15 protein-coding genes are annotated in these 26,186 nt (G+C 42.3%); 3 read left to right on the forward strand and 12 right to left on the reverse strand.

Annotated elements, in window-relative coordinates:
- Positions 1-63: 63 nt before the first annotated feature.
- The 7 genes from kduI to AC04Q1_RS05860 all read right to left on the reverse strand — a co-directional run bounded on the left by kduI (position 64) and on the right by AC04Q1_RS05860 (position 12,002).
- On the reverse strand, positions 64-903 hold the full coding sequence (kduI, locus tag AC04Q1_RS05830; RefSeq protein WP_478362713.1) for a 5-dehydro-4-deoxy-D-glucuronate isomerase: 840 nt from the start codon (positions 901-903) through the stop codon (positions 64-66).
- An 86-nt stretch (positions 904-989) separates the two neighbouring features.
- Positions 990-2,213, reverse strand: coding sequence for a DUF2264 domain-containing protein (locus AC04Q1_RS05835; protein WP_478362715.1), 1,224 nt, complete (start codon positions 2,211-2,213; stop codon positions 990-992).
- A 393-nt stretch (positions 2,214-2,606) separates the two neighbouring features.
- On the reverse strand, positions 2,607-3,791 hold the full coding sequence (locus AC04Q1_RS05840; protein WP_478362717.1) for a glycoside hydrolase family 88 protein: 1,185 nt from the start codon (positions 3,789-3,791) through the stop codon (positions 2,607-2,609).
- 17 nt (positions 3,792-3,808) lie between these two features.
- Entirely contained in the window at positions 3,809-5,902 is a 2,094-nt protein-coding gene (locus AC04Q1_RS05845) for a polysaccharide lyase 8 family protein (protein ID WP_478362719.1), read from the reverse strand.
- A gap of 19 nt (positions 5,903-5,921) precedes the next feature.
- Positions 5,922-6,845 carry a DUF5017 domain-containing protein gene (locus AC04Q1_RS05850; protein ID WP_478362722.1) on the reverse strand — a complete coding sequence of 308 codons (924 nt, stop codon included), beginning with the start codon at positions 6,843-6,845 and terminating at the stop codon, positions 5,922-5,924.
- 24 nt (positions 6,846-6,869) lie between these two features.
- A complete protein-coding gene (locus AC04Q1_RS05855; RefSeq protein ID WP_478362724.1) occupies positions 6,870-8,774 on the reverse strand; it encodes a RagB/SusD family nutrient uptake outer membrane protein in 1,905 nt (634 codons plus the stop codon).
- 21 nt (positions 8,775-8,795) lie between these two features.
- A complete protein-coding gene (locus tag AC04Q1_RS05860; RefSeq protein ID WP_478362726.1) occupies positions 8,796-12,002 on the reverse strand; it encodes a SusC/RagA family TonB-linked outer membrane protein in 3,207 nt (1,068 codons plus the stop codon).
- A gap of 205 nt (positions 12,003-12,207) precedes the next feature.
- Between AC04Q1_RS05860 and AC04Q1_RS05865 the strand changes: the two genes are divergently transcribed.
- Positions 12,208-16,266 carry a hybrid sensor histidine kinase/response regulator transcription factor gene (locus tag AC04Q1_RS05865; protein ID WP_478362728.1) on the forward strand — a complete coding sequence of 1,353 codons (4,059 nt, stop codon included), beginning with the start codon at positions 12,208-12,210 and terminating at the stop codon, positions 16,264-16,266.
- Between the two features lie 85 nt (positions 16,267-16,351).
- Here the strand turns inward: AC04Q1_RS05865 and AC04Q1_RS05870 are convergent, their stop codons facing one another.
- The 5 genes from AC04Q1_RS05870 to AC04Q1_RS05890 all read right to left on the reverse strand — a co-directional run bounded on the left by AC04Q1_RS05870 (position 16,352) and on the right by AC04Q1_RS05890 (position 23,077).
- The gene (locus tag AC04Q1_RS05870; RefSeq protein ID WP_478362730.1) at positions 16,352-16,936 is read right to left on the reverse strand and encodes a HEPN domain-containing protein; all 585 of its coding nucleotides are present in this window, start codon (positions 16,934-16,936) and stop codon (positions 16,352-16,354) included.
- Between the two features lie 14 nt (positions 16,937-16,950).
- Entirely contained in the window at positions 16,951-17,091 is a 141-nt protein-coding gene (locus AC04Q1_RS05875) for a hypothetical protein (RefSeq protein WP_478362732.1), read from the reverse strand.
- Positions 17,081-17,884 carry a hypothetical protein gene (locus AC04Q1_RS05880; protein ID WP_478362734.1) on the reverse strand — a complete coding sequence of 268 codons (804 nt, stop codon included), beginning with the start codon at positions 17,882-17,884 and terminating at the stop codon, positions 17,081-17,083. Before AC04Q1_RS05880 ends, AC04Q1_RS05875 begins: the two co-directional genes overlap by 11 nt.
- Before the next feature lie 371 nt (positions 17,885-18,255).
- Complete coding sequence (locus AC04Q1_RS05885) at positions 18,256-19,785, reverse strand: RagB/SusD family nutrient uptake outer membrane protein (RefSeq protein WP_478362737.1); 1,530 nt, start codon at positions 19,783-19,785, stop codon at positions 18,256-18,258.
- A 10-nt stretch (positions 19,786-19,795) separates the two neighbouring features.
- Complete coding sequence (locus AC04Q1_RS05890; protein WP_478362739.1) at positions 19,796-23,077, reverse strand: SusC/RagA family TonB-linked outer membrane protein; 3,282 nt, start codon at positions 23,075-23,077, stop codon at positions 19,796-19,798.
- A 319-nt stretch (positions 23,078-23,396) separates the two neighbouring features.
- On the opposite strand from AC04Q1_RS05890, the gene AC04Q1_RS05895 reads away from it, so the two are divergent.
- Entirely contained in the window at positions 23,397-24,644 is a 1,248-nt protein-coding gene (locus tag AC04Q1_RS05895; RefSeq protein ID WP_478362741.1) for a YdcF family protein, read from the forward strand.
- Positions 24,645-25,523 (forward strand): hypothetical protein, encoded by an 879-nt coding sequence (locus AC04Q1_RS05900; protein ID WP_478362743.1) that lies wholly within the window; start codon positions 24,645-24,647, stop codon positions 25,521-25,523. It abuts the gene before it with no gap.
- The last annotated feature ends 663 nt before the right edge of the window (positions 25,524-26,186 follow it).

Consider the following 26,186-nt stretch of genomic DNA (forward strand, 5'->3'; position numbering starts at 1 on the left):
TTTTTTAAAGTTCTATTCTACAGATCTCTCCATTTCGCTATGCTCCAGTCGAGATGACAATAATTATTTTAGTTCAGTAATGGCACAGTGATCCATATCACCATAATCCAGATTTTCGCCAGCCATGCCCCAAATAAAGGTATAGTTACTTGTACCGGCTCCTGAGTGGATAGACCAGTTCGGTGAGATTACGGCCTGATCGTTTTGCATCCAAATGTGGCGGGTTTCTTGTGGTTGCCCCATAAAGTGACAAACACTCTGTCCTTTAGGCACTTCAAAATAAAAATAAGCTTCCATCCTTCTGTCGTGCGTATGCGCTGGCATCGTATTCCAAACACTGCCTGATTTTAACTCGGTCATACCCATCTGCAACTGGCAGGTAGGCAACACACTGTTCACCAATAATTTATTAATGATCCTGTGGTTAGCCGTTTCCGGAGTGCCCAATTCAACAATTTCTGCTTCAGCTTTGCTTACCTTTTTGTTTGGATAAGTATGGTGCGCAGGGGCAGAATTGATGTACAATTTAGCTGCTTCACCTGGGGTGGCCGACTCAAAAAACACTTCTTTTGCACCTCTACCGATGTACAAAGCTTCTTTATAATCCAATTCATACTTTTCGCCGTCGGCAGTTACGAATGCTTTTCCGCCAACATTGATAATACCCAGTTCCCTGCGTTCTAAAAAGTAGGTCGCTTTTAAATCATCTGGATTTGGAAGTGCTATTTTCTGGTCAACAGGCATTGCACCACCTACAATATACCGGTCAAAATGAGATAAGGTTAAATTTACCTGGTTGGCCTCAAATACATTTTCGATCAGGAAATTATCCCGCAAAGCAGCGGTATCCATTTCTTTAACTTCTTTAGGGCTTTGAGCGTAACGGCTTTCGAATTTATTCATTGGTTAAAAATTGAGTTTTGACGTAAGATCTGAACTCCTATCGGATCCTATTGGCAAATATATTTATACGAGACTGATTATTTGTATTAATACTCAACTTTATAATCCTTTTTTACGCTTTCTCCGCTCCAGGCTTTCAAACTGGTCCATGGTGCCGGGGCATCTGTCCAAAATTTATTATCGGCAGGCAGACCTAAAGTTAAAAAGCCCAAAGTAGCCATATATAAACTTCCGGTAGAAGTATAGGTATCTGCTACTTCTGGTTGGTGGCCGTTAAAGCCCAGCACCAACCAGCCTTTAACATCAAAATTCTGATTACCATCATATAATTTATGCATCACCGCGGTTAGGCCACCACGAACCTGTGCTGGTTTCACGTATTCAGGCAGTTTTTCCATCAGGGCTGTTTGCGCCAATGCCTGAAAAGCAGCTGTACGGTAAGTAATCGAACGACCGTAAGCGGGATAGGTTCCTTCAGGTGAGATAATCCTTTCCAAATACTCTGAATAACGCACCATTCTTTTCAGTGCAAGATCATAATCCGCCTGCTGTGCTCTTTTTTTATCAACCAGCACTTTTAAAAGGTCAACCAGCATGGGATGGATTACGTAAGAATTGTAATAATCCATACTAAATTTTTCGCCGTCACTGTACCAGCTATCGCCCACATACCACTCTTTCATTTTATTGATCGAGAACTGAACACGGGCAGGATCGTACTGCTCACCAATGCTCAACAAAAACCCTTCTGTTAAACCCGAAAACAACAACCAGTTATTATAGGCACCACTTCTAGTGCGCAGGGATTTAAATTCTTCTATAAATCTTTTTTTAGTGATTTCATCGAGGGGCTCCCACAGGGCTTTTGGTGCGCGGAGAAAAGCATGGGCCACATAAGCAGCATCAACAATAGGCTGGCTTTCGGAACGGTAGCTGATATAATCCGGACTTTCAGGGTTGACCGAATTGGCCAAAGCCTTTAAAAGTTCGGTGCGCATGGTTTTTCTGAGCTTGCCCTCAGCAGTATCGTCATCAGGTAAGGCCAGCCAGGGGGCCACGCCGGCAATGGTACGGCCCAAAGCTTCCAGATAAGTAACTTTGGCTACGTTTAAACCATAACCAGGTGCTTTCTCCAAAGGCATGTTCTTTTTTAAAGTTTCGTTGGCCAGGTTGTGGATCACCGGATAGGCAATACGGTTTAAGGTTTTTACCCAGAAAGCACGGTCTTCGGCACCGGTTGTCGGTTTCTTTTGTGCGTTTGCCAATTGCGAAAATACCAGAAGGACAGAAAAAAATATTTTATATTTCATTTTCGTTAAATATGTGAGTTAGTAGCTAACTCAGGTTATTTTAAATTATTTGGAGAGCGGCTTTTGTGCAATTATTCAGGTTTCTTCCCGCTTTCCATTACTCCTCCGATAAAAATCGGGCTCGTGTCCACTCCATCCGATAGCTATCGGGTCTAGGTGGCATGGCATACATCACTATTAAAAATTGGTGTTTAACCAACAATTTTTTTTAACAAGCCCATTTCAATAAACCCGGTAGAAGCGTGCATCCCGATTTTTCCATCGGGATAAAGCGAATAACGGGACTGCTGTTCCCGAAGCACTGCTGCCCCCCTCATTTCCAAATAAAAAACTAAGATTTATTGTAAGTTTTGGCTACTTCTATAAAGCAATTAACCTCACATTTAATAGCTTCTATAAATACCATTTTTTATACCTGGCCAATGCTTCTAAATAATAATAATCGGCATAAATTAAAGGTACATCAATTTCACTGTTTAGCGGGTAAGCACCTGTGCTGTGCATCAGCAAAAAGCCTCCGTTTTCACCTAACTTTGCGTGATATTCGCTACTGGACAGGGAATAGATCATGGTTTCGGCCGCTGATTTAAATTCGGTTTTTTCACTTCCCGAAGTGTACTGTCCAAGTTCCAGCAATGCAGAAGCCATTAGCGCACCCGCAGAAGCATCACGTTTGGCAAAAGGAATTCCCTGTGCGTCGAAATCCCAGAAAGGAATCTTATCTGCAGGAAGGTTTGGATGATTCAGGATAAAATGCGCTATACCTTTTGCTTGTTTCAAATAGACCGGATCTTTGGTAAAACGGTACATCATGGTGTAACCATATAAAGCCCAGCCCTGCCCACGCGACCATGCCGAACAGTTTGCTGCACCCTGCCAGGTTGCTTTTCTGATTACCGCTCCGGTTTCAGGGTTATAATCGACCACATGAAAAGAACTGAAATCAGGACGGAAATGGTTTTTTAAAGCGGTATTGGCATGGATAACCGAAATTTCTTTATACTTTTTATCGCCACCATTGTCACTTACCCAGTTCATCATTTCGAGGTTCATCATGTTATCGATAATTACAGGGCATTCCCATAATTTACTCTTGTTCCACGATTGGATCGATTTTACCACCGGCCGGTAACGGGTGGCCAGCGATTCGGCCGAACGCTGAATCACCGCTTTATATTCAGGCTTGCCTGTTAACCGGTAGGCGTTTCCAAAACTGCAGTACATCATAAAACCTAAATCGTGGTTTCCGGTGTACGTTTGGTTTGGTTCAATTACTTTTAAAGCTTTTTCGGCTTCCTGTTTAATCTCTGCGTTTTTGGTCTGTTCGTATATATACCATAAACTGCCGGAATAAAAGCCGCTGCACCACCATTTGATATCGTAATTTACAGGTTTTCCTTTTTCGAAAGTCTGAGGAGTTTTCCCTTCGGGGATATTTTTACCCAATACTTTATATTGATCAACGGCGAATTTAAATTCATCGTTAATCAGCTGCGCCATCGGTTTCCTTTCAGTTTGGGCAAATGTACCCGGGCCCGCAAGCAATAGTAACGCGGCAACAAAATTGATTTTTTTCATAATTTAAATAGTGTATATTATTCTTTAATTTTAAAATCTGCCGTAGCGCCCGCAAGGGCACCGGTTGGCAAATTACAATCTATATTTTTCGGTTTCGGTAATCCCGGCAACTTTAGCGACACCTTGATCGTATCGGTTCCCTGTGCCGGATCGGCAATATACAACACAGGGCTTTTGCCATTTAGATCTTTGATGTAAACTGTGCAGGGATGATCAACACTGAGCGTTATCCCATCAGCCGATAAAGTACCTGCCTTATAAAAAACAACCTGTAGCATATTCAGACCATGATGTTTGACCGCCTGCAGCTCATCCGTATTTTTTAAGATCTGCACCATCCCCCGGTTATACTTTTTTAGGCCTGCAACATCAATTCCCGGCAAAACGACATACTGATAACTGGCATTTTTGGGGTTTTGACCATGATTTAACCAAATTTTAAATACATCGTGCTTTACCTCGGTTTTACTTTGAAAATGGTTGATCCTGTACCAGCTCCCGCTTTGGGCCTTGTTGCTGATGTTTAAATCCCCACCTTGGGGAAAAATATACCCAATACTGTCGTGGATCGCCCACCTCTCGCTTTTACCATTTTTATGTGCACCATCTGAAGAAAACACATCACCGCGCGACCAAACCTGATTGATTGTGGTGGTGATATTTTCTTTTGCGCTGCTATTGATCCCGGCACCCAAACAAACCACTTCACGATCAAAAAAGAACCATGCTTTTTTTGCCTGCACGCTATCGTAATCTAAATCGTAACACGATACACCATAAACGCCATCACTAACCCCACCCACAAAGCTGGTGGTGCCGGGGATGCCCCATTCTTTTAAAACGGTTGCACCATTGTCATCCGGATAATCCCTGCTGGTGGTTCCCGGGATTTTATCCCATTCCCAAACCGGCATCAGGTTGGCATATTCCGATCCGCTGCGCTGGATATTGGTAGCTCCATCGGGGAGAAATTTCCCCAATATATTTTCGTTGTTGCCACGCTCGGTCCGTAAGGTTCTGGTTGATGCCGTTTGCACGCTAAAAGTATAAGCTGGCCGAAGGTGCAGGGTATAACCGCTCTTCCAAAACTGGTTGTGCGCAGGTGTGATTTTATAACCGGGAGATTCTGCCCCCGAGGTACGCTTAACCGAAGCCTCCCAATAGGCTGCATTTTCAGGATCGAAAAGTTTAATCTTCTTTACCATTCCGCCCATGCCGCTGCTTAAGGAGTCTTTACGGCTGATCCCCCGTCCACGTACATTAAAATCATAGAACGAGCCCCTTACGGTTTTAAGAAAGGTGCTCTTTAAATAACTGACCAAAATCGCCAACTGGTCCTTTGGTAAAGCATAGGCAGTTTCTCTTAAATAAAATGCAGCGTTAACCGAATTACCGGCAAATACCCTCCCGTAACTGGCAATGGCCTGTTGTTTGCCGTGCTGGTAATAACTTCCATCGGCCTGAACACCTTCTTTTCCATCCGCAATGGCAATGGGTTCGAACAGGTATTTCGCGGCAGAATCAAGCGTTGCTTTATTTTCGGTTAAACAGGCCCGGTACAGATAATGTAATGCCTCATCAGAAGTGTTGGCCCCATCTCCGGTTTTTAACCTTCTGATCATTCTATTGATCAGTGCCTTTTCCAGTTCTTGGGGAAGCGGCGTTTTTGCACTACGCATCAACAGGAGTGTTTCCCCAATAGCCTGCGGATAAAAAATATCATTATACCACCAGTTTTTGTTCTTCGGGTTTTTATCCAGCCAGTTCTGTAAAGATTTAACAATTGATGCCTGTAACTCCCGATCATTGTAAAGCTTATTCGATGGACGGATATAAGCCATCGCCATATCCTTGATCCGCTTTAAAGGATCGTACTGGGCGTCGCTATAATTGATATCGGCCCAACTTCCATCTGCGTTTAAAGACACCATATTTTTGTTGATCCTTTTTACCAGTACCCCATCATTTACCCCCGCCTGCAGGTCAAGGTTAATCCGCCCCATAATTACGGCATAAGGTTCTTCCTGCGCGTTGGCCGAAACTGCAGTAAAACACAAAACGTACAGGGAGAGCAGTATTTTAAATCTCTTATAATTTATTTTGACGATCATTTTTCAAGTCAACTATTGCTTATTGGATCACTTTGATAATAAATTCTTTTAGGGTTGATTTACTTTCGTTGGGATTAACATTGTACGCAACAAAGGTTGCTTTGTATTTGCCCACGGCGAGGTATTTATAGGCATAGGCTGTAGTGGCCGATGCCGTAATATTTTTAACCGTAGCAGTAGAAATATCTGGTGAAACCCGGCCCACATACAAGGCTTTACTTACGATCCAGCTGGTATTGGTAGGCGCTGTTGCTGCTCCGCCAACAATGGTTAAGGATGTTGTAGTAGGCACCCACCTTGCATTGGCAGGTGTCCAAACATTGCCATAGCGGGTCCAATAGGCATTATCATTTACCAATGAACCTAAGTTAAAGCTATAATCACCCAATACATTGTTTACCGTATAATTTGTAATCGTCCAGGTTCGCTGAGTAGCGCCGGTTACGCCCGAATATTTGAAGGCAATAAAAAGCGAATCGTTTACACCGCTTACCAGATCAGCTAAATTCACATTACCTGTATTTACGGCAGTGGCACTGGTAGCCAAAGGGGTACGGTCGGTAATGTTTGTCCAGGCGGCGTTTACTACCGTTGCCGAATCTCTCGACGACAATTTATTGGTAGCCAAAACCTGTAAGGTATTGCTTTGCGTACCAAATTGAGCAGTAATGGTAAAAGATAAGGTAGGTATGCCCTGCGCCATTGTCCTATCACGGAATTCGTATTTATTGCCTATGGTACCAGCCCAAAAAGCAATGTTATCGGCATAACCATCAAGCGCAAACCTGCAGGTATCGCCCAATTTAAAAACAAGCGTATCACCAATGGTAGAACGTGCGTTGGTAAGGTTAATACCCGCAGTTGGCGCATCGGTAGTAAGGTCTTTTTTACAGGCCGTAAAAAATAAAGCCGCAAGCAAACATATGTTGAATAGATATTTCATCTTTATTTCCATTTTTGTGGTTAGTTAATATCCCGGGTTTTGAATTAAAGCCTTATTTAAGTTCAACTCGTAGGTTGGTTTTGGAAGCAGCACATGCCTTTGGGTAATTCCGGTAATCCCGCTATAACCAACCGCGTTTCCGGTTGTTGCCGACACCCCATTGGCGACCGCATAATTGGCGAAGCTTTGCATATCGCCCACAAAATTTCCCCAACGGATAAGGTCGGCTTTGCGATATGCCTCGAAGCATAATTCGCGCATACGCTCATCTCTGATCGTCAATTGAAAATCCGCTTTATTTAACCCTGGTGTTAACAGATATTCATTTCCATTAGTGATGGTCGCGGTAGCTGTTGCAGTAACACCTGTTGCTGGTGCGGCAATGCTAACGGTTGGCGCACTGCTAAAATAAGGTCCTGCAGCGGTTAAGTTACCTCTGTTGGTTAATTTAATACCCGTAACCACACCTGCGGTAGAAACCACCGCAACTCCAGTGGCACCCGAGCCACCACCACCGCTAATCGTTACCACCGGAGGATTGGCAGCACTATACCCCGAACCTCCTGTTACCACAGTGATATTTTTTACAATATTGCCGTACATGGTTCCATAAGCTCTTTTCCTCACCTGGTTAATGGCATCATAAGCCGCGGCTGTGGGGCCGTTCACCTGGTTTTCGGCCTCCGCTTTCATCAATAATACATCCGAATAGCGGATTACCGGCCAATTGATATTATAGGTCCCCAGATTCCTTGAAGCCTCCGGACTATATTCACGACGGAATTTCCCACACATCATCTGCCATGGATTGGGCTTTTCTGTTTTACTCCTCACAGCGGTTGTTGTATTTACGGTCCAGATGAAATCAGCACAGTTCCAGTCTCTCCTTGTATCCAGCGATGCTTTGTTTACCAGGGTACTGGTGGGCTCAACCTCATAACTGTCAAATAATTTTTTCGTCGTCTGAACCCATCCAACCGCTGCATAAGAGGCTGGATCGAAAACTCCGTTTACGGTAAGGATGGCAGATTGGATCCCCACAAAGTTTCCAATGTCGTTCCCGGTTTTATTCGTTACTCCTGCTGCAGCACCCGCTGATCCCCATTCTAAAATATCTTCTTTTACATCATATTTATCCTGACACAGATTGATAAAAACCTGCTTGTAATCCGGATTTAGAGCATGAAGCCCTGAATTGATTACTTTATCGGCATATATGATCACATCGGCATATTTTGTGGCGTCATTTGTAGGGTATCCTGCCCAATACAGGTACACACGCGCCAACATGGCCTGTACCGCAGTAATGGTTACCTGATCGTTATAACCTAAACTGGCTGCAGTTCTACCTTGCAGCAAAGTTTCGGCCTCTTTTAAATCGGCAACAATCTGTGCATAAACAGCCGCCTGAGATGAGGCCGGAATATTGGTCTCCGCAATACCCGGACTATGGAGGATGAGCGGAACCTCACCAAAATTAGTGGTGAGAATGAAGTAATTGTAGGCCCTTAAAAACAAAGCCTGACCTTTAATATAACCACGCTGTTTTTCATCCATCGTTGGTTTATTGATATTATCGATCAGTACATTGGCGTTGTTGATACCCAGATATGGCCAGCGCCAAACATCGGCTACGTAAGCATGCCCTGCATCGTACGAATAATAAAGGCCACGAGCCTCCCCGTTTACCGGGCGGTTGGGCAACATTTCGTCGGTTGCACTTACAAAATTAAAGTTCAATACCTGGCCGTACATCCGCTCGTACATCATATTGCTGTATATGCCATTAAGCGCTACCTGCAATTGATCTGCCGTTTCGTAATAGTTTGAGGGGCTGTAGAAATCTGTTGGTTCGGTGTCTAAGAATTTTTTGCATGATGATGATAACCCCATCACAAATAAAAAAGCCAGAATATATTTATTTTTCATTGTCTTATCTTTTAATGGTGATTAAAATGTCGCGTTTAAACCAAAGGTTATCGTGAACGATTGCGGATAGGTTCCATAATCGAATCCCGGGGTAAGGTTGCTCGGTCTTGATGAGGCCTCAGGATCCAGGCCCGAATAACCGGTAAGAGTTAACAGGTTTTGTGCCGATGCATTTAAACGCAGTTTTGACATGCCAATACTTTTAACGATTTTATTAGAGAAATTATAACCCAGCTGAACGGTTTTTAATCGCAGGTACGATCCGTCTTCTACTACCCGGGAAGAGTAATTCGCCGCAGCCATTCCCCCCGCCCTAAATAAATCGTTATTTTGATTAGCTGGCGTCCAACGGTTTTGGAAGGAGGCGTATTGGTTCAGGTTCGGGTTGGTTACGATACCGCCCTCAAAAACATAGCGGTTCGCATTGATGATATTATTGCCGTACGACCATTGTAAGAAAACTCCTAAATCCCAGTTTTTATAGCTGAAGTTATTGCTAAAACCACCCGTGTGAATCGGCAAACCCCTGCCGATTATGGTATAATCGTTATTGTTTACCACTAAATCGCCGTTTAAATCTTTGTATTTGATATCACCTGGCTGAATAGATGCCCGGGTTGAGCCATTGGTGGTAATATTTGGTTTTAACAAAAACGTTCCATTTGGCATTTTATCAAAATCGCCATATTGATAAACCCCATCGAAAATCAGTCCATACATCTCCCCAACCGAACGGCCTTTTACAGAGATATATGGAGATAAACTGGTATAGGTGGTATTAAAAAATGTTCCAGAACCGGCAAGCAATGAATTCTGCCCTTCGGTTAATTCTAAAATTTTGTTTTTGTTAAAACTGATGTTGAAATTACTCGTCCAGCGGAAATTTTTGGTCTGGATATTCGTACTGTTCAAGGTAATCTCTAAACCTCGGTTTTCTAAACTTCCGATGTTTTTAAAACCCGTCCCACTCTGCACCCCGCTTGCATAAGGCAACTGGGCATTCAGCAATAAATCGTTAGTTACCCTTTTATACACATCGGCCGTTAAACCCAAACGGTTTTTAAAGAAACTCAGGTCCAAACCGATATTGGTCTGTGTATTGGTTTCCCACTGCAGATCGTAATTTCCGGATGCGGTAATTACCGAACCAATGGCTACCGGTTTACCGTTAAACGAATACCAATATTGCGTATTGCCCAAGTTTAGCTGTGGCAGGTAGGCAAAATCGCCCACACGGTTGTTTCCCGATTCGCCATAACCGATACGCAGTTTACCATCAGATAACCAGGTAGCATCTTTTAGGAAAGATTCCTGGCTGAAACGCCATCCTGCCGATGCCGAAGGAAAATAGCCCCAACGTTTGCCCGGCGCAAATTTCGACGATCCATCGGCCCTGAAACTGGCGGTCAATAAATATTTGCCTTTAAAATCATAATTCAACCTGCCCAGAAACGATTGCAGCGTCCAAACCGAACTGCGCGAATTTACCACCGTATTGGCCGCAGGCACTAAATCCAGGGCATCGATACCTAAACTTTCGTTGGTAATCTGCGAGGCATAAATCGACCGGTAGGAGTTTTTACTCCGCTGTGCGGAGTAACCTGCCAAAACGGTAAGGTTGTGGTTTTTGTTAAAAGTATTTTTATAGGTTAGCGTATTATCATTTAACCAGTTAAAAGCCGGACTGGTAGCATAGGTTCCGTTTGGTCCTGATGAGTTCCATTTACTGCCCGATTGTGTTAAAGCATTATTAAAAATATTGGTTTCGGTATTGGCATTGGTAAAGCCCGCAGCTACCCTCAGTTTTAATTTGGGTGTAAAAGCATATTCCGCATAACCATTGGCCACCATCGTTGTAGCTTTGTACATGGTTTTCTGGTTTTCCAAACTGATTAAGGGGTTTACCCGGTAATCCTGATTATTCGCGAGCTCATTTGTAGGGTCGTAAAAAGAATAGAGCAGATCGGTATTCTGATCCCTGCCCGAAATCGCCGCGGCCGGGCGGTATCCCCAAACCGAATACAACAGCACCGAAGAAGCATAAAAATTGGTTGCGGATATTGGCGTTCCGAAAGTTTCGCTGTAGGCATAATTTACGTTTATACCCGCTTTTAATTTATCCGTAACCGTTTGGTCGAGTACAAAACGGCCCTGATAACGTTTAAAACCACTGTATTTTACAATCCCTTTCTGGTTATTGTAGTTGCCGGAAATCGAATAGGTGGTTTTATCGTTCCCACCCCTTAAGGCAATATCGTGGTTCTGGTTCTGTCCGTTCTGGAAAATATAATCCTGCATGTCCAGGCTCGATACATTCTGGTAATCGTTTATGGTCACGCCGTTTTTTAAATAAACCGAATCAGCAAAAACAGGATTCAGCTCCTTCACGTATTTCACAAACTCAAAGGCATTCATCACCGGAATTTTATCGGGCGATTTTTGCGTACCGTAATAGGCATTGTAGCTCAGTTGCGGTTTACCCGCCTTACCTCTCTTAGTGGTAATCAATACCACACCGTTCGATCCACGTGCACCATAAATCGCGGTGGCTGAAGCATCTTTTAATACATCTATACTTTCGATATCTGAAGGATTAATGGAGTTGGCATTGGCATCTTCGGATGGGAATCCATCGATTACATACAATGGTGAATTATCCTGAGAGATGGATCCCGCTCCACGGATCACAATATTTGCCGTTGCGCCAGGTTGTCCGTCATTGGTTGATACCTGAACCCCCGCCACACGTCCGGCAAGCGCCTGATCGAACGATTTAACAGGAGCCTGTTCCAGATCTTTCATGTTTACCGAACCAACGGCACCCGTAAGATCAGCCCTTTTGGTGGTGCCATAACCCACTACTACCACATCGCTTAATCCGGTAATAGAAGATTTTAACACCACGTTAACTGTATTACGTGCGCCAACCGTTAGGCTTTGCGTAGCATAACCCACATAGTTGAACACCAGCTGGTCGGTTGCTGATGCCTGGATTTTAAACCTTCCATCCGCATCTGTCTGCGTAGTGGTTTTACTCCCCTTTACAGTGACCGATACACCGGGCACGGTCTGTTTACTTTCGTCGGTAACTACACCGGTAATGGTTTTACTCTGGGCAAAAACATGCAAAGTGGTCAATAGGAAGCAAGTGAGTAATAATAAAAGCTTAGGAAAAAGATATACACGCGGCGGCGTGCCTGTTCTCCCTGGGATGTAGAGTTTACTCATAATTGTTGGTTAAATTGGTTATTAGGTTTGTTCGTGCTGAGGCTTCACTTTTTATAAAGCATTGCCTGCAGAACAAACTTATAGCTTAGCACTTTTTACAGGGGTATAATTTTCTAAATATTTAGGGGTAATTTTCTAAATATTTGGCAAAAATGCTTTTAAACCATAATTTAGATTGCCAGTAACCCATATAACCAATTATCCCATGCCTACAGCCTTCTTGAAATCTTTGCTCAGTGCAATCCTGATTTTAGGAGCTGTAAGGCCAGGCCTATGCCAGCAGCCCATCCTCTTCGATCACCTCGGAATAGAAAAAGGCCTTTCGCAAACTTCCGTACTGGCCATCTGCCAGGATAAAAAAGGATATATGTGGTTCGGTACCCGTAACGGCCTAAACCGCTACGATGGATACAATGTTAAAGTTTATCAATCTTCCAATACCGACCCTCTTTCTATATCGAACAATTACGTGGTGAGTCTTTTATCCGATTCACACCAAAATTTATGGGTAGGCACCAATACGGGTTTAAACAGGTATAATGAAACAACCGACAATTTCGAACGCATTACCGCCCGGCCAAAAGGCCTCAGCAACAATATGGTCAACTGCATTACCGAAGATCAAAAAGGGAATGTCTGGATTGGCACCTTAAATGGCTTGAACCTTCTTGTTAATGGAGATACCTCGAAAATAAAGATTTTCTTTAGTGACAAACTTAAGGATGGAATATACCATAACATCAGAACCGTAAAGCAGGACCGCGAAGGAAATATCTGGGTAGGAACGTCCAATGGCCTATTAAAAATGACCCCGAAAAACGGAGTTTACCAGACAATTGTTTTTAAAAATCAGGGGAAACCGGGCGATATCAGCGAAAATTATATTACCGGGATAATTCAAGATGCACAAAATAAACTCTGGATAAGTACACAGGATAATGGCCTGAACCTTTTTAACCCTACCACAAAAACCTTTAAGAATTTTAAACACTCCGATGGTCAAAAAAATTCGCTTGTAAACAACACCATCCGCACCATGGTATTGGATGATGCAGGCAAATTGTGGATAGGTACATTGGATGGGATCAGTGTAATGGATACCCGGAGTTTCAATTGCGTAAACTTACAGTACGATCCCGACAACAAAAAAAGCCTGAGCCAGAATTCGGTTCACCGGCTGTATAAAGACCAGAACGGCTCCATTTGGGCGGGCACTTATTTTGGTGGCGTAAACATCAACTATCCATACACTACCGCCTTTGGCATTTACAGCACCAACAAAAATACCTCCAGCATTAACAACAACGTGGTAAGTGCTTTTGCCGAAGATGAAAATAAAAACCTCTGGATCGGAACCGAAGGTGGCGGATTAAATTATTTCAACAGATCGGCAAATACCTTTACCGCTTTTAAAAACGACGGCGGGAGCAACTCGATCAAATCGAACCTGATCAAAAAAATTATACTCGATCAGAAGGGAAAACTCTGGATCGGTACACATTCGGGCGGTCTTAACGTTTACGATAGCAAAAACCGTACGTTTAAGAGTTTCAATTTCAGCGCACATCAGGAAGATGTACCCGACGAAATTACCGCCGTAGCCGAAGATCGCTATGCCACGCTGTACGTAGCCACTCAGCGCAATGGCATTAAAATTTCCAATCCTGACAAAACAAAGTTCTACAACTTTAAGCTGCCCGCCATTTTTTTGGGTGCTGCAATAGTGAAAGCTTTAATGGTCACCGACCGCGTTTACTTTGGAACCACGAACGGGTTTTGCATTTATAATATAGAAAAAAAAGAGTTTTATACCTTGTGCGATGCCCAGACCAAAAAACCTGCCGATTATTATGTAAACGGCATTACAGAAACAAAGAATAAAGAAATTTATATCTGCACCAATAACAGAGGGCTCATCCGCTACGATCAAAAAACAAATAAAGTTATTTACTACACCGTAAAAAATGGTTTACCGAACGACAATGTGCTCGGTGTTCTGGAAGATGACAATGGCAACCTTTGGGTCAGTACCGCCAATGGCCTGTCGATGTTTAACCGGAAAAACAAAACCTTTAAAAACTATACCATTGCCGACGGCCTTCCGGGAAACGAATTTAATGCCAATGCTTTTTTTAAAAGCACCGATGGTGAAATGTTTTTTGGCGGTTATAACGGTTTTATTAGCTTTTACCCCAACCGCATACAAACCAATAACAAAGCCGCCACACTTGTCATTACCGGCTTAAAAGTAGATAACAAGCCAGTAAAAATTAATGCAGATGATGGTTTGCTCGATAAGAATATTGGTTTAAAGGATAAACTCGTTTTTGCGAGCGATCAGAATACATTCAGTTTAAGTTTTGCCCTCTTAAATTTTATCAAGCCAGAGAAAAACCGTTACACATATAAACTAGATGGTTTCGAAAAAAACTGGAACGAGGTAAATGTCCCAACCGCTGCTTATACCAGTCTCCCTCCGGGCAACTACACCTTTATGGTTAAAGGCGTTAATAATGATGGCGTTCAGAGCGCCAACATCCGGAAGATCAGCATTACGGTAAATCCGCCATTTTACAGAACCTGGTGGGCCTACCTCTTTTATTTCTGTCTTTTTGCAGGCATATCTTTTGTGTTTGTCCGCTATTTATTAATTAAAGCCGTATTGAAGAAAGAGAAAGAGATTAATGAGCATAAACTCGAATTTTTCACCAATATTTCTCACGAAATCCGTACGCCATTAACGCTCATTGTTGGCCCATTGGATAAGTTGATCGAAAACGCAAAAGACGATCCTGCCCGCAACAGAGATTTACAACCGATTAAAAACAATGCCGACCGTTTAATGAACCTCGTTACCGAACTGCTTGATTTTAGAAAAGCCGAAAGCGGGAAAATGGCGCTGCACGTTAGCCCTGGCGATATCGTAAAATTCTGCAGGGAAATATTTCTGGCTTTCCAGAACATGGCCATTGCAAAAAACATTGATTACGTTTTCGAAACCAGACAGCCAACAATCGAATTGTATTTCGATAAAGTTCAAATGGAAAAGGTATTGTTCAACCTGCTTTCCAATGCTTTTAAGTTTACGCCCGCGAATGGGAAAATCACCTTAAAAATCCTGCAGGAAAATCAGTTGGTTTATATCCAGATCTGCGACAACGGCAAAGGCATCCCATTGGAAAGCCAGGCCAATCTGTTTACCAATTTTTATCAGGGCAATACCGCTACCACCATTGGCACGGGTTTAGGCTTATCCTTCTCTAAAAGCATTGTAGAACTGCACCGTGGCGAGATCACTTTTAAAAGCACACCAAAAAACGATCAGGCTTTTGGTGCAACCTGTTTTACCGTAAGTTTAAAAACAGGAAAAGCACATTTTAATCCATCCGAATTTATAGCCGATTATGTGTATTATGACGATGCTTTAAACTATAACCTCCATACCGCTCCATTGTCTTCAGAGCCTGTTACAGCAGTAAACATTGCAACGGATACCGCTAATGCCGGTAAAAAACATAACATTTTACTGGTAGAGGATAACGAAGATGTAAGAACTTTTATCAAACAGTCTTTACATCAATCCTACAACATATTTGAACAGGAAAATGGTGCTACCGGACTTGAGTGTGCCCTTGATCTGATTCCTGATCTCATTATCAGTGATGTAATGATGCCTGTGATGGATGGCCTCGAATTGTGCAGGAAACTTAAAACCGACGAAAGAACAAGCCATATCCCAGTGGTTTTATTAACGGCGAGGTCGGCTTATGTGCACCAGATCAACGGTTTCGAAAATGGTGCCGATGCTTACATTATGAAACCATTTAACCTAAAAATACTGGAGCTGAACATCCAGAACCTCCTCAATGCACGCGAAACCATTAAACAAAAGTTTGCGCAGGTAATTACGCTCGAGCCTAAAAACATGGTGATCAATACCACAGAGCAAAACTTTTTAAATAAAATTATACAGGTAATCGAAGACCGCATCGCCGATCCTGATTTTGACGTACCTACCCTGGCATCAGAAATTGGCATGAGCCAGCCGGTACTCTATAAAAAAATAAGGGCATTAACCGATCTTTCGGTAAACGACTTTATCAAATCATTACGTATCAAACGGGCAGCGCAATTGCTTAAACAGGGCACCGGAAACATAACTGAAATTGCCTATTCGGTAGGCTTTAGCGACCGGAAATATTTTAGTTCAGAGTTTAAAAAACATTTCGGCAAAACACCGAGTGAGTTTATTGCTAACGATTAACCCACCCGCATTTCAGTAACCTGCTGATCAAAATGATTGTTCATCACCCCCTGATAAACCTGTTCTGCAACGTGGTACAATAAATCTACTTTTCAAACAGTCGTACCACATCGGGTTCACTAATTTTATAATCGTTTTCGTAGCGAACGGCCAGATAGGCTTCATCAAGCAGATGTAAAAGACAAAGCTCTTCTTCATCATTACTAAACAGTTCAGCAAGCGGTTTTACATAGCCTTTAACATACAATTGATGCGCATTAATGCGATGCGTTTTTTTATCCTTCCCCATTACCAGTACTTTGATGGCCCGAAACATCAGATCGAAAACCTGGTGCAGCATAAAAGTGCAGTATTCGAAATTTTGCTGTTTATAATAGAACTTTGCCCCCGTCAAAAATTTATTGGCCTTATTAACTTCGTGCCGATAGTTGGCCCTAACACGCCCGGCAATGGATTTGGGTATCCCACTGTCCAGATAACTTGCAGGTTTACTATACAAGCAATTCCGAAAATTGGTGGCATAGTAAAAAAACAGACTTCCCTCCTGCAGGGCCTGCTCCACCTCATGCACATGGAAAAGCCGGTAAGCAAATTCGGTTTGCCCGTTAAATACAATGTTTAGTACGGGTGTGAGTTCGTTTAAAATACGCACCTGTTTAAACTCAACCATAATCAACATTTCCTTTAGCGCCTTACCTCCAAAAAAAAGTCGGTTTGTAGATAAATATACTGCACAGGCACCACAGCCGTAATGTCTTTTAATAAACGCATCACTTCTTCATCTGTTACCGCATCATGGCTCAGGTTTAAAAATTTATTCCGCATAATAACTCCTTTCCATTTCATCATCATTTATCGAAGGGTTATTGATCATCACAAAAAAAGCTTCCATCATCATCATCAAGGCCTCATATTGCTCAAATAAAAATTCCTTGTCCATCAGCTTAATGCTGCTCTTATTGCTGAAAGCAGCATATAACCACTCTAGCAGACCCAGGCGTAACTGTTTAATTTTTTCAGGAACAAAGAAATGCTCTGCAAAGCGGTAAGGGTTTTCTACATGTTCGGCAGGTAAGGTATTTACTTCATGTAAAGCATGTGGCGGCTCTATATCCTCAACAAAAGGATCGCTGACCAAATCTTCGGGCAGGGTGTGCTGATATTTGAGTTGTTTTTCTGCGATTAAATATCCCGCGTTGAGCAGTTTTGTAAACTGGTTATACAGGAAAAAATAATCGGCAACATCATTTATGCGATTCCCTTCCGAAAGTGCGGTTTTATACCAGTTTTTCAGATAGGCTTTATGTCCCGCAAGGTTATCCAAACTAAAGAAAAATTCAATAACCTTAAACGGATTTTCAAATAATTCCTGATCGAAAGCCAATGGCGATGTACTTTCGAACATGGCCATATGGCAATAGCGATCGCTACTTTTAAAACTGTTTTTAGTGATCAGACGTTCGTGGATCAGCCAGCAGGCCTCCAGCATTTTCATGGTATTTTCGTAAAACGCGGCAACATACTGGTCCCAATCCAGATCGAGCTTATGTTCTAATCCGGCCATTAACCATTCCCTGTAAACAATTTTATAGCTATCCGGTTCAAAGAAGATAAACATATCCGAAAAGGTAAACTTTGGATTTTTAATTTCGCTTTTGCTTAACAATTTCGGGCAATAATCAAGCACAATGCGACTTCAAAACTCCTTACTGCGAATTCAAAAACTTCTTACTACCTCTATCCGCCTATCGACACCTTTCCCCTGAAAGGGAAAGGACTAAGAGAGAAGACTTACTGCAATGTGCATCATGCGATCTGCTATCAATATAGTCCTCGTTTGTAACGAGGATTCGTGAGATTCGCATTTGTAATGCGATCATATATTTTTTTGAGGCAACTTTAAAACATTCCAAACTCAATACTCCAAACTCAAACTAAAAAGCGGGCTGATCATTGATCAGCCCGCTTTGCTTATATTTTTTTTCTAGTTTAGTATCCCGGATTCTGATACATCTTTACCGGATCTAATTTCACCTCATCAAAAGGAATAGGATAATACCTGTCTTTAATGGTTACGTTAGCCAGTTTAGCAATGCCATATGATGATTGTGGTTTAGCCTTTAAATAAGTAACCAGTTCCGCAGCGGTAAAATTCCTGATCAAATCGAACCATCTTTGATGCTCAAAAGCGAATTCCGACCTGCGCTCGTGCAAAATAGCCAGCTTTAAAGTGGGGAATTTAGATGCATAAGTAGCATCTGTTTTGGCTACAGCGTATAATGGCATTCCAGCCCTTGCCCTCACCATATCCAGATATTGGATAGCCACGGCATCGTTGCCCTGCAACATGTTTACCTCAGCAAGCATTAAAATTACATCGGCATAGCGCATCAATATCCAGTCGTTACCTCCATAACCGTTCTTGGTGGCTAATTCACTCGCATCGCGGAATTTGGTGATAAACCAATCTTTTACTGTCTGCTCATTGGCAAACTTAACAGAGAAATCTTTCCTTAAATCATTTGCTTCATACTCATTGATCAGATCTAACTTTACATTACCTCCAATACCGGTAGATACCTTTAATGAATTAATCAATTCGCCTTTTGCCTGGTTGTTTGCCGCAATGCTCGAACTGTAATTTACATCACCTTGCTTATAAGAAATCTGGAAAATCAGCTCTTTGCAGGTCATTTTCTTGGCTACATCAAAAACATCAACATAAGGGATTTCGGATAAATTCCCAAAAGTTTTCATGTTGTAAGCCGCTAATAGGTAAGTGTTCGCATTCGTGAGATTTTCGGCTTTATTAGCTGGTAAAGTTGCCGCCATAGTTAAATAAACCTTACCCAAATAAGCATTAATTGCAGCTTTAGAAGTCCTTCCGATGTTGGCCGAGGTCTGAAAATTCGGCAACGTACTGTTTAAACCGTCCTTTAAATCGGCAACAATCTGGTTGTACACATCAGCCTCGGGTACGCGGAAAGTTGCCGCGGTAACCTCCTCAGTATTATTTAATTGTTTGGTAACCAAAGGTACAGGACCCCATTTTCTTACCAGTTCGAAATACATAATGGCCCTTATAAATTTGGCTTCGGCAATGTAGTTAACCTTATTCGCAGGTGTTGTAAAAGGTACCTTATCAATATTCGATAAAATGACGTTGCTTCGGGTAATGGCATTGAAAAGCGCCAGCCAGTGTGCTTTTAAATAAGAGTTACTTGGCAATAAAAAGAAATCGTTAAACTGGAAAGGTTCACCCGCATTACTTTGGTTATCATTTCTTCCGGCATCGTCAGAGCGTTCATCTGTAAACAGACCGCTATTTTCGCCAAGCGTATTGCTACTTCTTAACGATTGGTAAGCACCATTTACGGCCAGCAACACATCGTTTTCAGTTTTAAAGTAGTCTTCAACGGTAACCGCGTTTGGATTATTCTGATCTAAAAAATCCTTTTTACATGCACCAAGGGTTAAAATTGCGCCCAGGGCTAAAATTGTATAAATATTGTTCTTCATTTTCTTAATTCTAAAAAGTAAGTTTAATACCTAAGTTATATGCTCTTGCCAAAGGATAGTTACCATAATCTACACCTGGAGTTAAATTAGACCCTCCGCTATAATCAACCTCTGGGTTATAACCCTTATAATCGGTAATGGTAAAAGCATTATCAACACTCGCATAAACGCGGATATTACTCACCTTAAGGGTATTGGCGAGTTGTTTAGGAAAACTGTAACCTAAAGTAATATTGGTACACCTGAAATAAGATCCATCCTGAATATAGAAAGATGATAAACGGGTACTGTTACTTTGCGTACCTGCACGCGAGGCACGGTAGTTTAAACCACTGCCCGGATTGGCTTCATTTCTGTAACGGTCGGCAACTTCAACATATTGGTTTCCGGAACCTTCGAAATTATACAGGTAGTAATCCTGTCCATCCAGTACCTGGTTCCCATACGATCCGTTGAACGATGCCCTTAAATCGAAGGTTTTGTAAGAAGTATTTAAAGCAAAACCATAGGTAAACTTAGGGTATGGTGTACCGATCACGGTTTTGTCGGCATCGTTAACTATACCATTCCCGTCAGTATCCTGAAAGTATAAGTCACCAATTTTTGCCGGGTTGGTAGCAGATGCCGATGGGGCAACTTTGCCTAAATTATCGGCAGTAATCCGACCTAAAGCTTTAAATCCGTAGAACATCCCTACTGGCTGTCCTTCTTGTGTAATGTGAGTTAAATACGAACGTTCTGCACCATTGGTTAAGATGGTACTTGCACCACCCATATTTAATACTTTATTGCGGTTAACAGCAATGTTTCCGCTAAGGCCAAGGGTAAAATCCTGGTTTTGGATAATTCGCCCATCCAACTGTAGATCGAAACCTTTATTGCGGATTTTACTGTCAGCAAGGTTGGTCAAGATTGATGACGTACCCGATACTGCTGAAATTGGTTGGTTAAACAACAAATTGTACGAATAACTCAGATAATAATTGGCGATAATACTTAGGCGGTTTTTGAACAGGTTGATATCGGTACCAAAATTATATTGAGAAGTAGATTCCCATCCCAGTTTTGGATCCTGGATGGCATTTGGCCAGATCGCCGTCGAAATCGCATTTCCAAAAACCACACCGCCAGGTGCACTCATTTCCTGCGCAGTTCTGTAATTCGGAATGTTGTTGTTACCACTCAATCCCCAGCTTGCCCTTAACTTAACGGTTGATTGTTCGCCAAGAAAACTGTTGTAGAAATCTTCTTCCGAAAGATTCCATCCTGCGGCTACCGAAGGGAAATTACCATATTTGTTTAACGGACCAAACCTTGATGATCCATCACGGCGGAAGGAACCGGTTAAAAAGTATTTTCCAGCATAATTATAACTGAAGCGCCCGAAATAGGAAAGTAAGGTATTGGTGGCTTTAGCCGTTTTATTTGCTCCATCGGTAATCAAAGTCAGAAAGCCTGCATCAGCACCTTTGTCAGTAATTTCACCAATTTTATCATTCTGGAAACCGCTGGCTGAAATTCTGATTAAATCACTTGTAGTTTTTTGTGCAGAATATCCCCCAAGCACATCAATTTTATGCTTCCCAAAAGTTTTATTGTAGTTTAAGGTAAACTCACCAAGCTGATCAACCTGGCTAAGGGTTTGCGCTATGGCATTCGCCGCCGTTATCGAAGCAGTAGAATAAGGTGGATTATTACCATTACTTAAGCTGGTTGGCAGATAAAAATCATATTTTTCATTATACGTTTGTGTACCCAGATTGGCTTTAAAATCCAATCCATCCAATATGCTATAAGTGGCATTGGCATTATAGGTACTTCTTGCACCCTTTCTGGTAATTTTCACTTGTTCGACTGTAGCCAAAGGATTCTCAGGATTTTGAATACCGTACTGAGAAGCTAAAGCCCCCATTCCAAACTGAATCGGATTTCCGTTAACGTCTCTCGCTGGCAGGTAAGGGAGATAAATCAATGCCGACATCATCGGGCTCAAATCGTAACGACCTTCACGCACTTCGCGGTTATCGTTCTGTGTATACGAAATATTTGCGCCCACACGTAAGCGTTCGCTCACCTTGCCATCAATATTACCCCTAAAGTTGGTTACCTTTTGGTTGGTGTTGGTTACAATACCATCGTTGTTCTGGTAACCGCCGCTTAAAAAGTATTTTACATCTTTGGTACCCCCCGAAAAGGAAAGGTTATGACGCTGAAAAGCTGCATTGCGATAAAGCTCATCCTGCCAATCGGTATTATAGGCAGCAGGGATAGCCTGTTGCGTACTGAAATTATAAAGATCGGCCGGGATACTCACACTACTTCCGTTACCCACATTGGCAATACGGGTAGCATTGTTATCGCCAAACATCGTGTCGTTCCAGGTTTTGCCCGCGTTTACCCATAAATCTTTATAGGCATTGTTACGTCCGTCTATTAACAGCTGGATAAACTGGTTGGCATCCAATAGTTTTACTTTTTTAGCCAACTGAGAAACACCACCCTGAACATCATATTCAAACTTTCCTTTTCCATCAGTACCTCTCTTGGTGGTAATTAACACTACCCCACCCGAGGCTCTTGACCCATAAATGGCAGCAGAAGCCGCATCCTTTAAAATGTCGATGGTTTCGATATCCTCCGGATTGATGGATACGTTGTTTCCTGCAGGATAACCATCAATTACATATAAAGGATCAGAACTGGCGTTAATCGAACCGATACCCCGCACCCTGATTTTGGTACCCGAATATGGCGCGCCACTGGTTTGCGATACCTGTACACCCGCAACCTTACCCACCAATGCCTGACCAACCGTAGGAGAAGTTAAATTCATTTCGCTGGCCTTAACACTGCTGATGGCACCCGTTACGTCCGATTTCCGGATCTTCTGATAACCGATGGCCACAACCTCATTTAGGGTATTGCTGCTTTCTTTTAAAGTAACATTAATATTCTGACGGCCGTTAACCACAACTTCCTGGTTATCGTAACCGATATAAGAGAATACTAAAACTGCCCCCTCCTCAACCGAAATGGAGTATTTACCATTCGGATCAGTTATGGTTGTTTTTTTTGTTTTCTTTTCGAAAACACTCACGCCAGGTAAAGGCTGGTTATTTTGATCGGTAACTGTTCCGCTTACCGTGGCAAATGCTTTATTGTGCAAACCCGAAGCAACTACTTCGTGGTTTATTGCAATTGCACTGGAGTTACAGATGGCCAGTAAGCCTAAAGGCAAAAGCAATTTCCTGCAAGCACTTTTTATACTTGCGGTTAAAAAAAATGATGTCATCTTTTTGTTCTTAGTAATGGTTTTGAAATATAATTGGGATTTTGTTTTAAGTAGAAGCGTAGATTTTCACATTTACATAGGCTTATCCGTTAAGGTTAATGAGTAATTTTTTGAGCGTTCTACAGCCGCAAAATTATAAGTGTACTTTTAACACGATGTATCCCCTGTGTTAACTCTTTACACCAATCGGTACAGGTACTTTAAATTAATATTAAGTGCATTCTAAACCATACTAAATCGGTTTACTAAACATTAAAGCATAACATCCCCTTAATGTTTCTTTAATGGCCTGTCTGTAATTTGCTTCCAAAACCTTGAGATGAAATCCCTCTATCCTTTCCTTTTGCTCTGCCTGTTCTGCCAGGGCTTATCTGCACAGGATGTACCGCAACAGTCTTATCAGCTAATCAAGACCAGAAACGAAGTGCAGTACAAAAATTATTACCTGCTTACGCTTTTCCAGCAATTGCCCGAGCTGCGCAAAATGCTGAACACAGATACGGCGTTAAGCCGTATGTATAGCTCCAAAGCAGTACAGGTAAATGAGGCCGTTAAAACATGTAGAACAGATATTGCCTGTTACGCCAAAGCTTTGAAATTCAGCAATGAGGAAATAGCCCGTATTGGAAACCGTTTGGCCCTGCTTTACACAGAAAATAATCCTTTGGGGAATTTGGTAACAAAGCATCTCATCCCTTCAGGTTGTTATGCCATGTTTACCAAAGAACAGCCCAAAACCCTTTTAATTAAAGCATGGGAACAGGATGCCCATGCCATAAATTATGCCATTGGTGTTTACGTGGAAGGAAATAAGCCCAATTATCCCAAAATAGATTCGATCAGTTTTAGCCTTGAAGATGCAGCGTTTGCAGAACTTACCTCGGCCAGTGCGTTGTTAGCTTTGCAAAGCAATGATAAGCTCTTCTTTGAACCTGCCCTGTTATTTGCACTGGAAGCTTTGGAACTGAACGAACGCAATGATGCCGCCGATTACGAGCCGATGGCCAAAGGTGTAAACCTTGCTGTATTTAACCAGATCAAAAAAACAGACTGGAAGAAATATCCATACAGTGTGATTTTGGTTCCCGGTGCTGGTCCGGAGGAAAAAGAGGTTGCGCTCAGTGCAGGTGGAATGATCCGCTGCCGCTTAGCAGCCATCCAGTATAAAAAAGGCGTAGCACCGTTTATCGTGGTATCGGGCGGTCGCGTTCACCCTTATAAAACCAAGTTCAGCGAAGCCTATGAAATGAAGAAGTTTTTAATGGAAACCCTTCAAATCCCCGAAAGTGCCATTATTATGGAACCGCATGCCCGCCATACAACCACCAACCTGCGCAATTGTGCCCGGCTGATGTTCAGATACGGGATGCCGGTTGACAAACCTGGTTTAGCCTGTACCGTAAAATCGCAGAGCTATAACATCACCGATCTGCTGCCCGAGCGCTGCGAAAAAGAACTCGGTTATTATCCTTATAAAAACGGAAAACGTTTAAGCGATACCGAATCAGAATTCTACTTAAATACCACATCCTTGCAAATTGATTTTGATGAACCTTTAGATCCCTAAATGATGAAAACATTAAACCCTATTTTAGTGCTGATCGTAATGTTTTTTGTAGCCAGATATCATAAAACAGATGGAAAGATTACCAAAACGATTACGGTTGATTCATTAGGCGCCTGCCAGGGCATTTCCTATCAAAATGGACGGTATTTTCTTTACGGCGACAGAGAAGTGGGGGTAATGCGCGAATATCAGCTCCAGAAAGACACTTTGGTTTACCAGCGTAAGGAATACAAGTTTACCATTAAAGGCGAAAACATCATCAAACATCCAACAGGCGTTGCTTACCATAAGGGCTTACCAACTTTTGTGGGTAATTCGGTAAAGCAAAATGCAGAGGGCACTGTCTGGAAAGCGGTGATTAACTGCATCAACTGGCAAGGTTTTTTAAAGACGAAAACATTAGACGGAAATTTGGTTAAAACCATTGAAGATGATGCCTGTATCCAGGGTACACGGCCCGAATATGTAAGTTACAAAGGCAAATGGTTCGTCGCTACTGCTGATTATGGCAATAAAGCCAATGAGGTGCGTTTGTACAATCCAGGAGCTTTATCAAAAGCCAGTAAAACAAGTGAAAAGGGAATTGTCTTTAAAAAATTTACCTGCTCGCCATGGGTACAGAACTTACATTATATTGCTGATAAAAATATTCTGGTTTTAATCCAAAACCAGATTGAAGGCCGCAAATGGAGATTAACCTTCCTTGATCTGGCTAAATCCCTTGCCAGCGGGAAAGAATCAGTCATTAAAGTTATAGACACCGATAAGCTTGACGAACTCGAAGGTTTTACCTTTACAGACAAGGCCGATAAGGGCATCGCCGTAAGCTCTTCGCGCAAAAACAATGTGAGTTTTATGGAGTTTGAGGTTGGCGGTTAGCGATAAGCGTTTAGTGCAAAGGAACAATCCAGCAATAATAATTAGTAAATCGCTAGGCGTCTCGCGTGAAGCGGTAGGCTCAACAATAAATAACATATCATCCTATCGGTTAGTGGCCCACCGACCGAAAAAGAAATTATGTGTATCCTGAAATTAGGAAACGAATGGCTTGTGGTTCTTGGCGGTATGCAGTCCCGCCATTCGCTATAGCTCCGATAGAAAACCTGTGAACAAGCAAGCATACCAAAATATACTATAAACCGGTGCTCAAATCGGAGGCTGTCGCTGCTGTCGGGTTTATAAACTAGGGTTTGTGCGCCCTGCAAGCACAAAAATGAAAAACTGCCTTGGGCAATTAGCTTCGTCTGCAGCTATTATTAGAACAAATTTTTTAGGTATATATTTTTAACGCGTTTTGCTAACTCACGTTAATAAACCACTAACCTTACCGAAGGACGCCGTCAATCCCAAGTGGCTGAAGAATCAAAAAACAGGTATACAGTTACTGCAAATTGCACTACCGAACCTGAAACGCAGTGGTTTTGTGTTCTTTGGCACTCAATTCAAGGTTTAATATAAATTGAACACAAAACGAAATGCCGCTGTTTTTTTGATGAGCTTGGCGCAGTGAAAAGCCACATTGCTGGATTGACAAAGCGTTTT

Source organism: Pedobacter humicola, from assembly GCF_056490705.1.

Coding starts and splice junctions, on each gene's coding strand:
- kduI (WP_478362713.1), bottom strand. CDS start 903: ATGAATAAATTCGAAAGCCGTTACGCTCAAAGCCCTAAAGAAGTTAAA.
- AC04Q1_RS05835 (WP_478362715.1), bottom strand. CDS start 2,213: ATGAAATATAAAATATTTTTTTCTGTCCTTCTGGTATTTTCGCAATTG.
- AC04Q1_RS05840 (WP_478362717.1), bottom strand. CDS start 3,791: ATGAAAAAAATCAATTTTGTTGCCGCGTTACTATTGCTTGCGGGCCCG.
- AC04Q1_RS05845 (WP_478362719.1), bottom strand. CDS start 5,902: ATGATCGTCAAAATAAATTATAAGAGATTTAAAATACTGCTCTCCCTG.
- AC04Q1_RS05850 (WP_478362722.1), bottom strand. CDS start 6,845: ATGAAATATCTATTCAACATATGTTTGCTTGCGGCTTTATTTTTTACG.
- AC04Q1_RS05855 (WP_478362724.1), bottom strand. CDS start 8,774: ATGAAAAATAAATATATTCTGGCTTTTTTATTTGTGATGGGGTTATCA.
- AC04Q1_RS05860 (WP_478362726.1), bottom strand. CDS start 12,002: ATGAGTAAACTCTACATCCCAGGGAGAACAGGCACGCCGCCGCGTGTA.
- AC04Q1_RS05865 (WP_478362728.1), top strand. CDS start 12,208: ATGCCTACAGCCTTCTTGAAATCTTTGCTCAGTGCAATCCTGATTTTA.
- AC04Q1_RS05870 (WP_478362730.1), bottom strand. CDS start 16,936: ATGGTTGAGTTTAAACAGGTGCGTATTTTAAACGAACTCACACCCGTA.
- AC04Q1_RS05875 (WP_478362732.1), bottom strand. CDS start 17,091: ATGCGGAATAAATTTTTAAACCTGAGCCATGATGCGGTAACAGATGAA.
- AC04Q1_RS05880 (WP_478362734.1), bottom strand. CDS start 17,884: ATGTTTATCTTCTTTGAACCGGATAGCTATAAAATTGTTTACAGGGAA.
- AC04Q1_RS05885 (WP_478362737.1), bottom strand. CDS start 19,785: ATGAAGAACAATATTTATACAATTTTAGCCCTGGGCGCAATTTTAACC.
- AC04Q1_RS05890 (WP_478362739.1), bottom strand. CDS start 23,077: ATGACATCATTTTTTTTAACCGCAAGTATAAAAAGTGCTTGCAGGAAA.
- AC04Q1_RS05895 (WP_478362741.1), top strand. CDS start 23,397: ATGAAATCCCTCTATCCTTTCCTTTTGCTCTGCCTGTTCTGCCAGGGC.
- AC04Q1_RS05900 (WP_478362743.1), top strand. CDS start 24,645: ATGATGAAAACATTAAACCCTATTTTAGTGCTGATCGTAATGTTTTTT.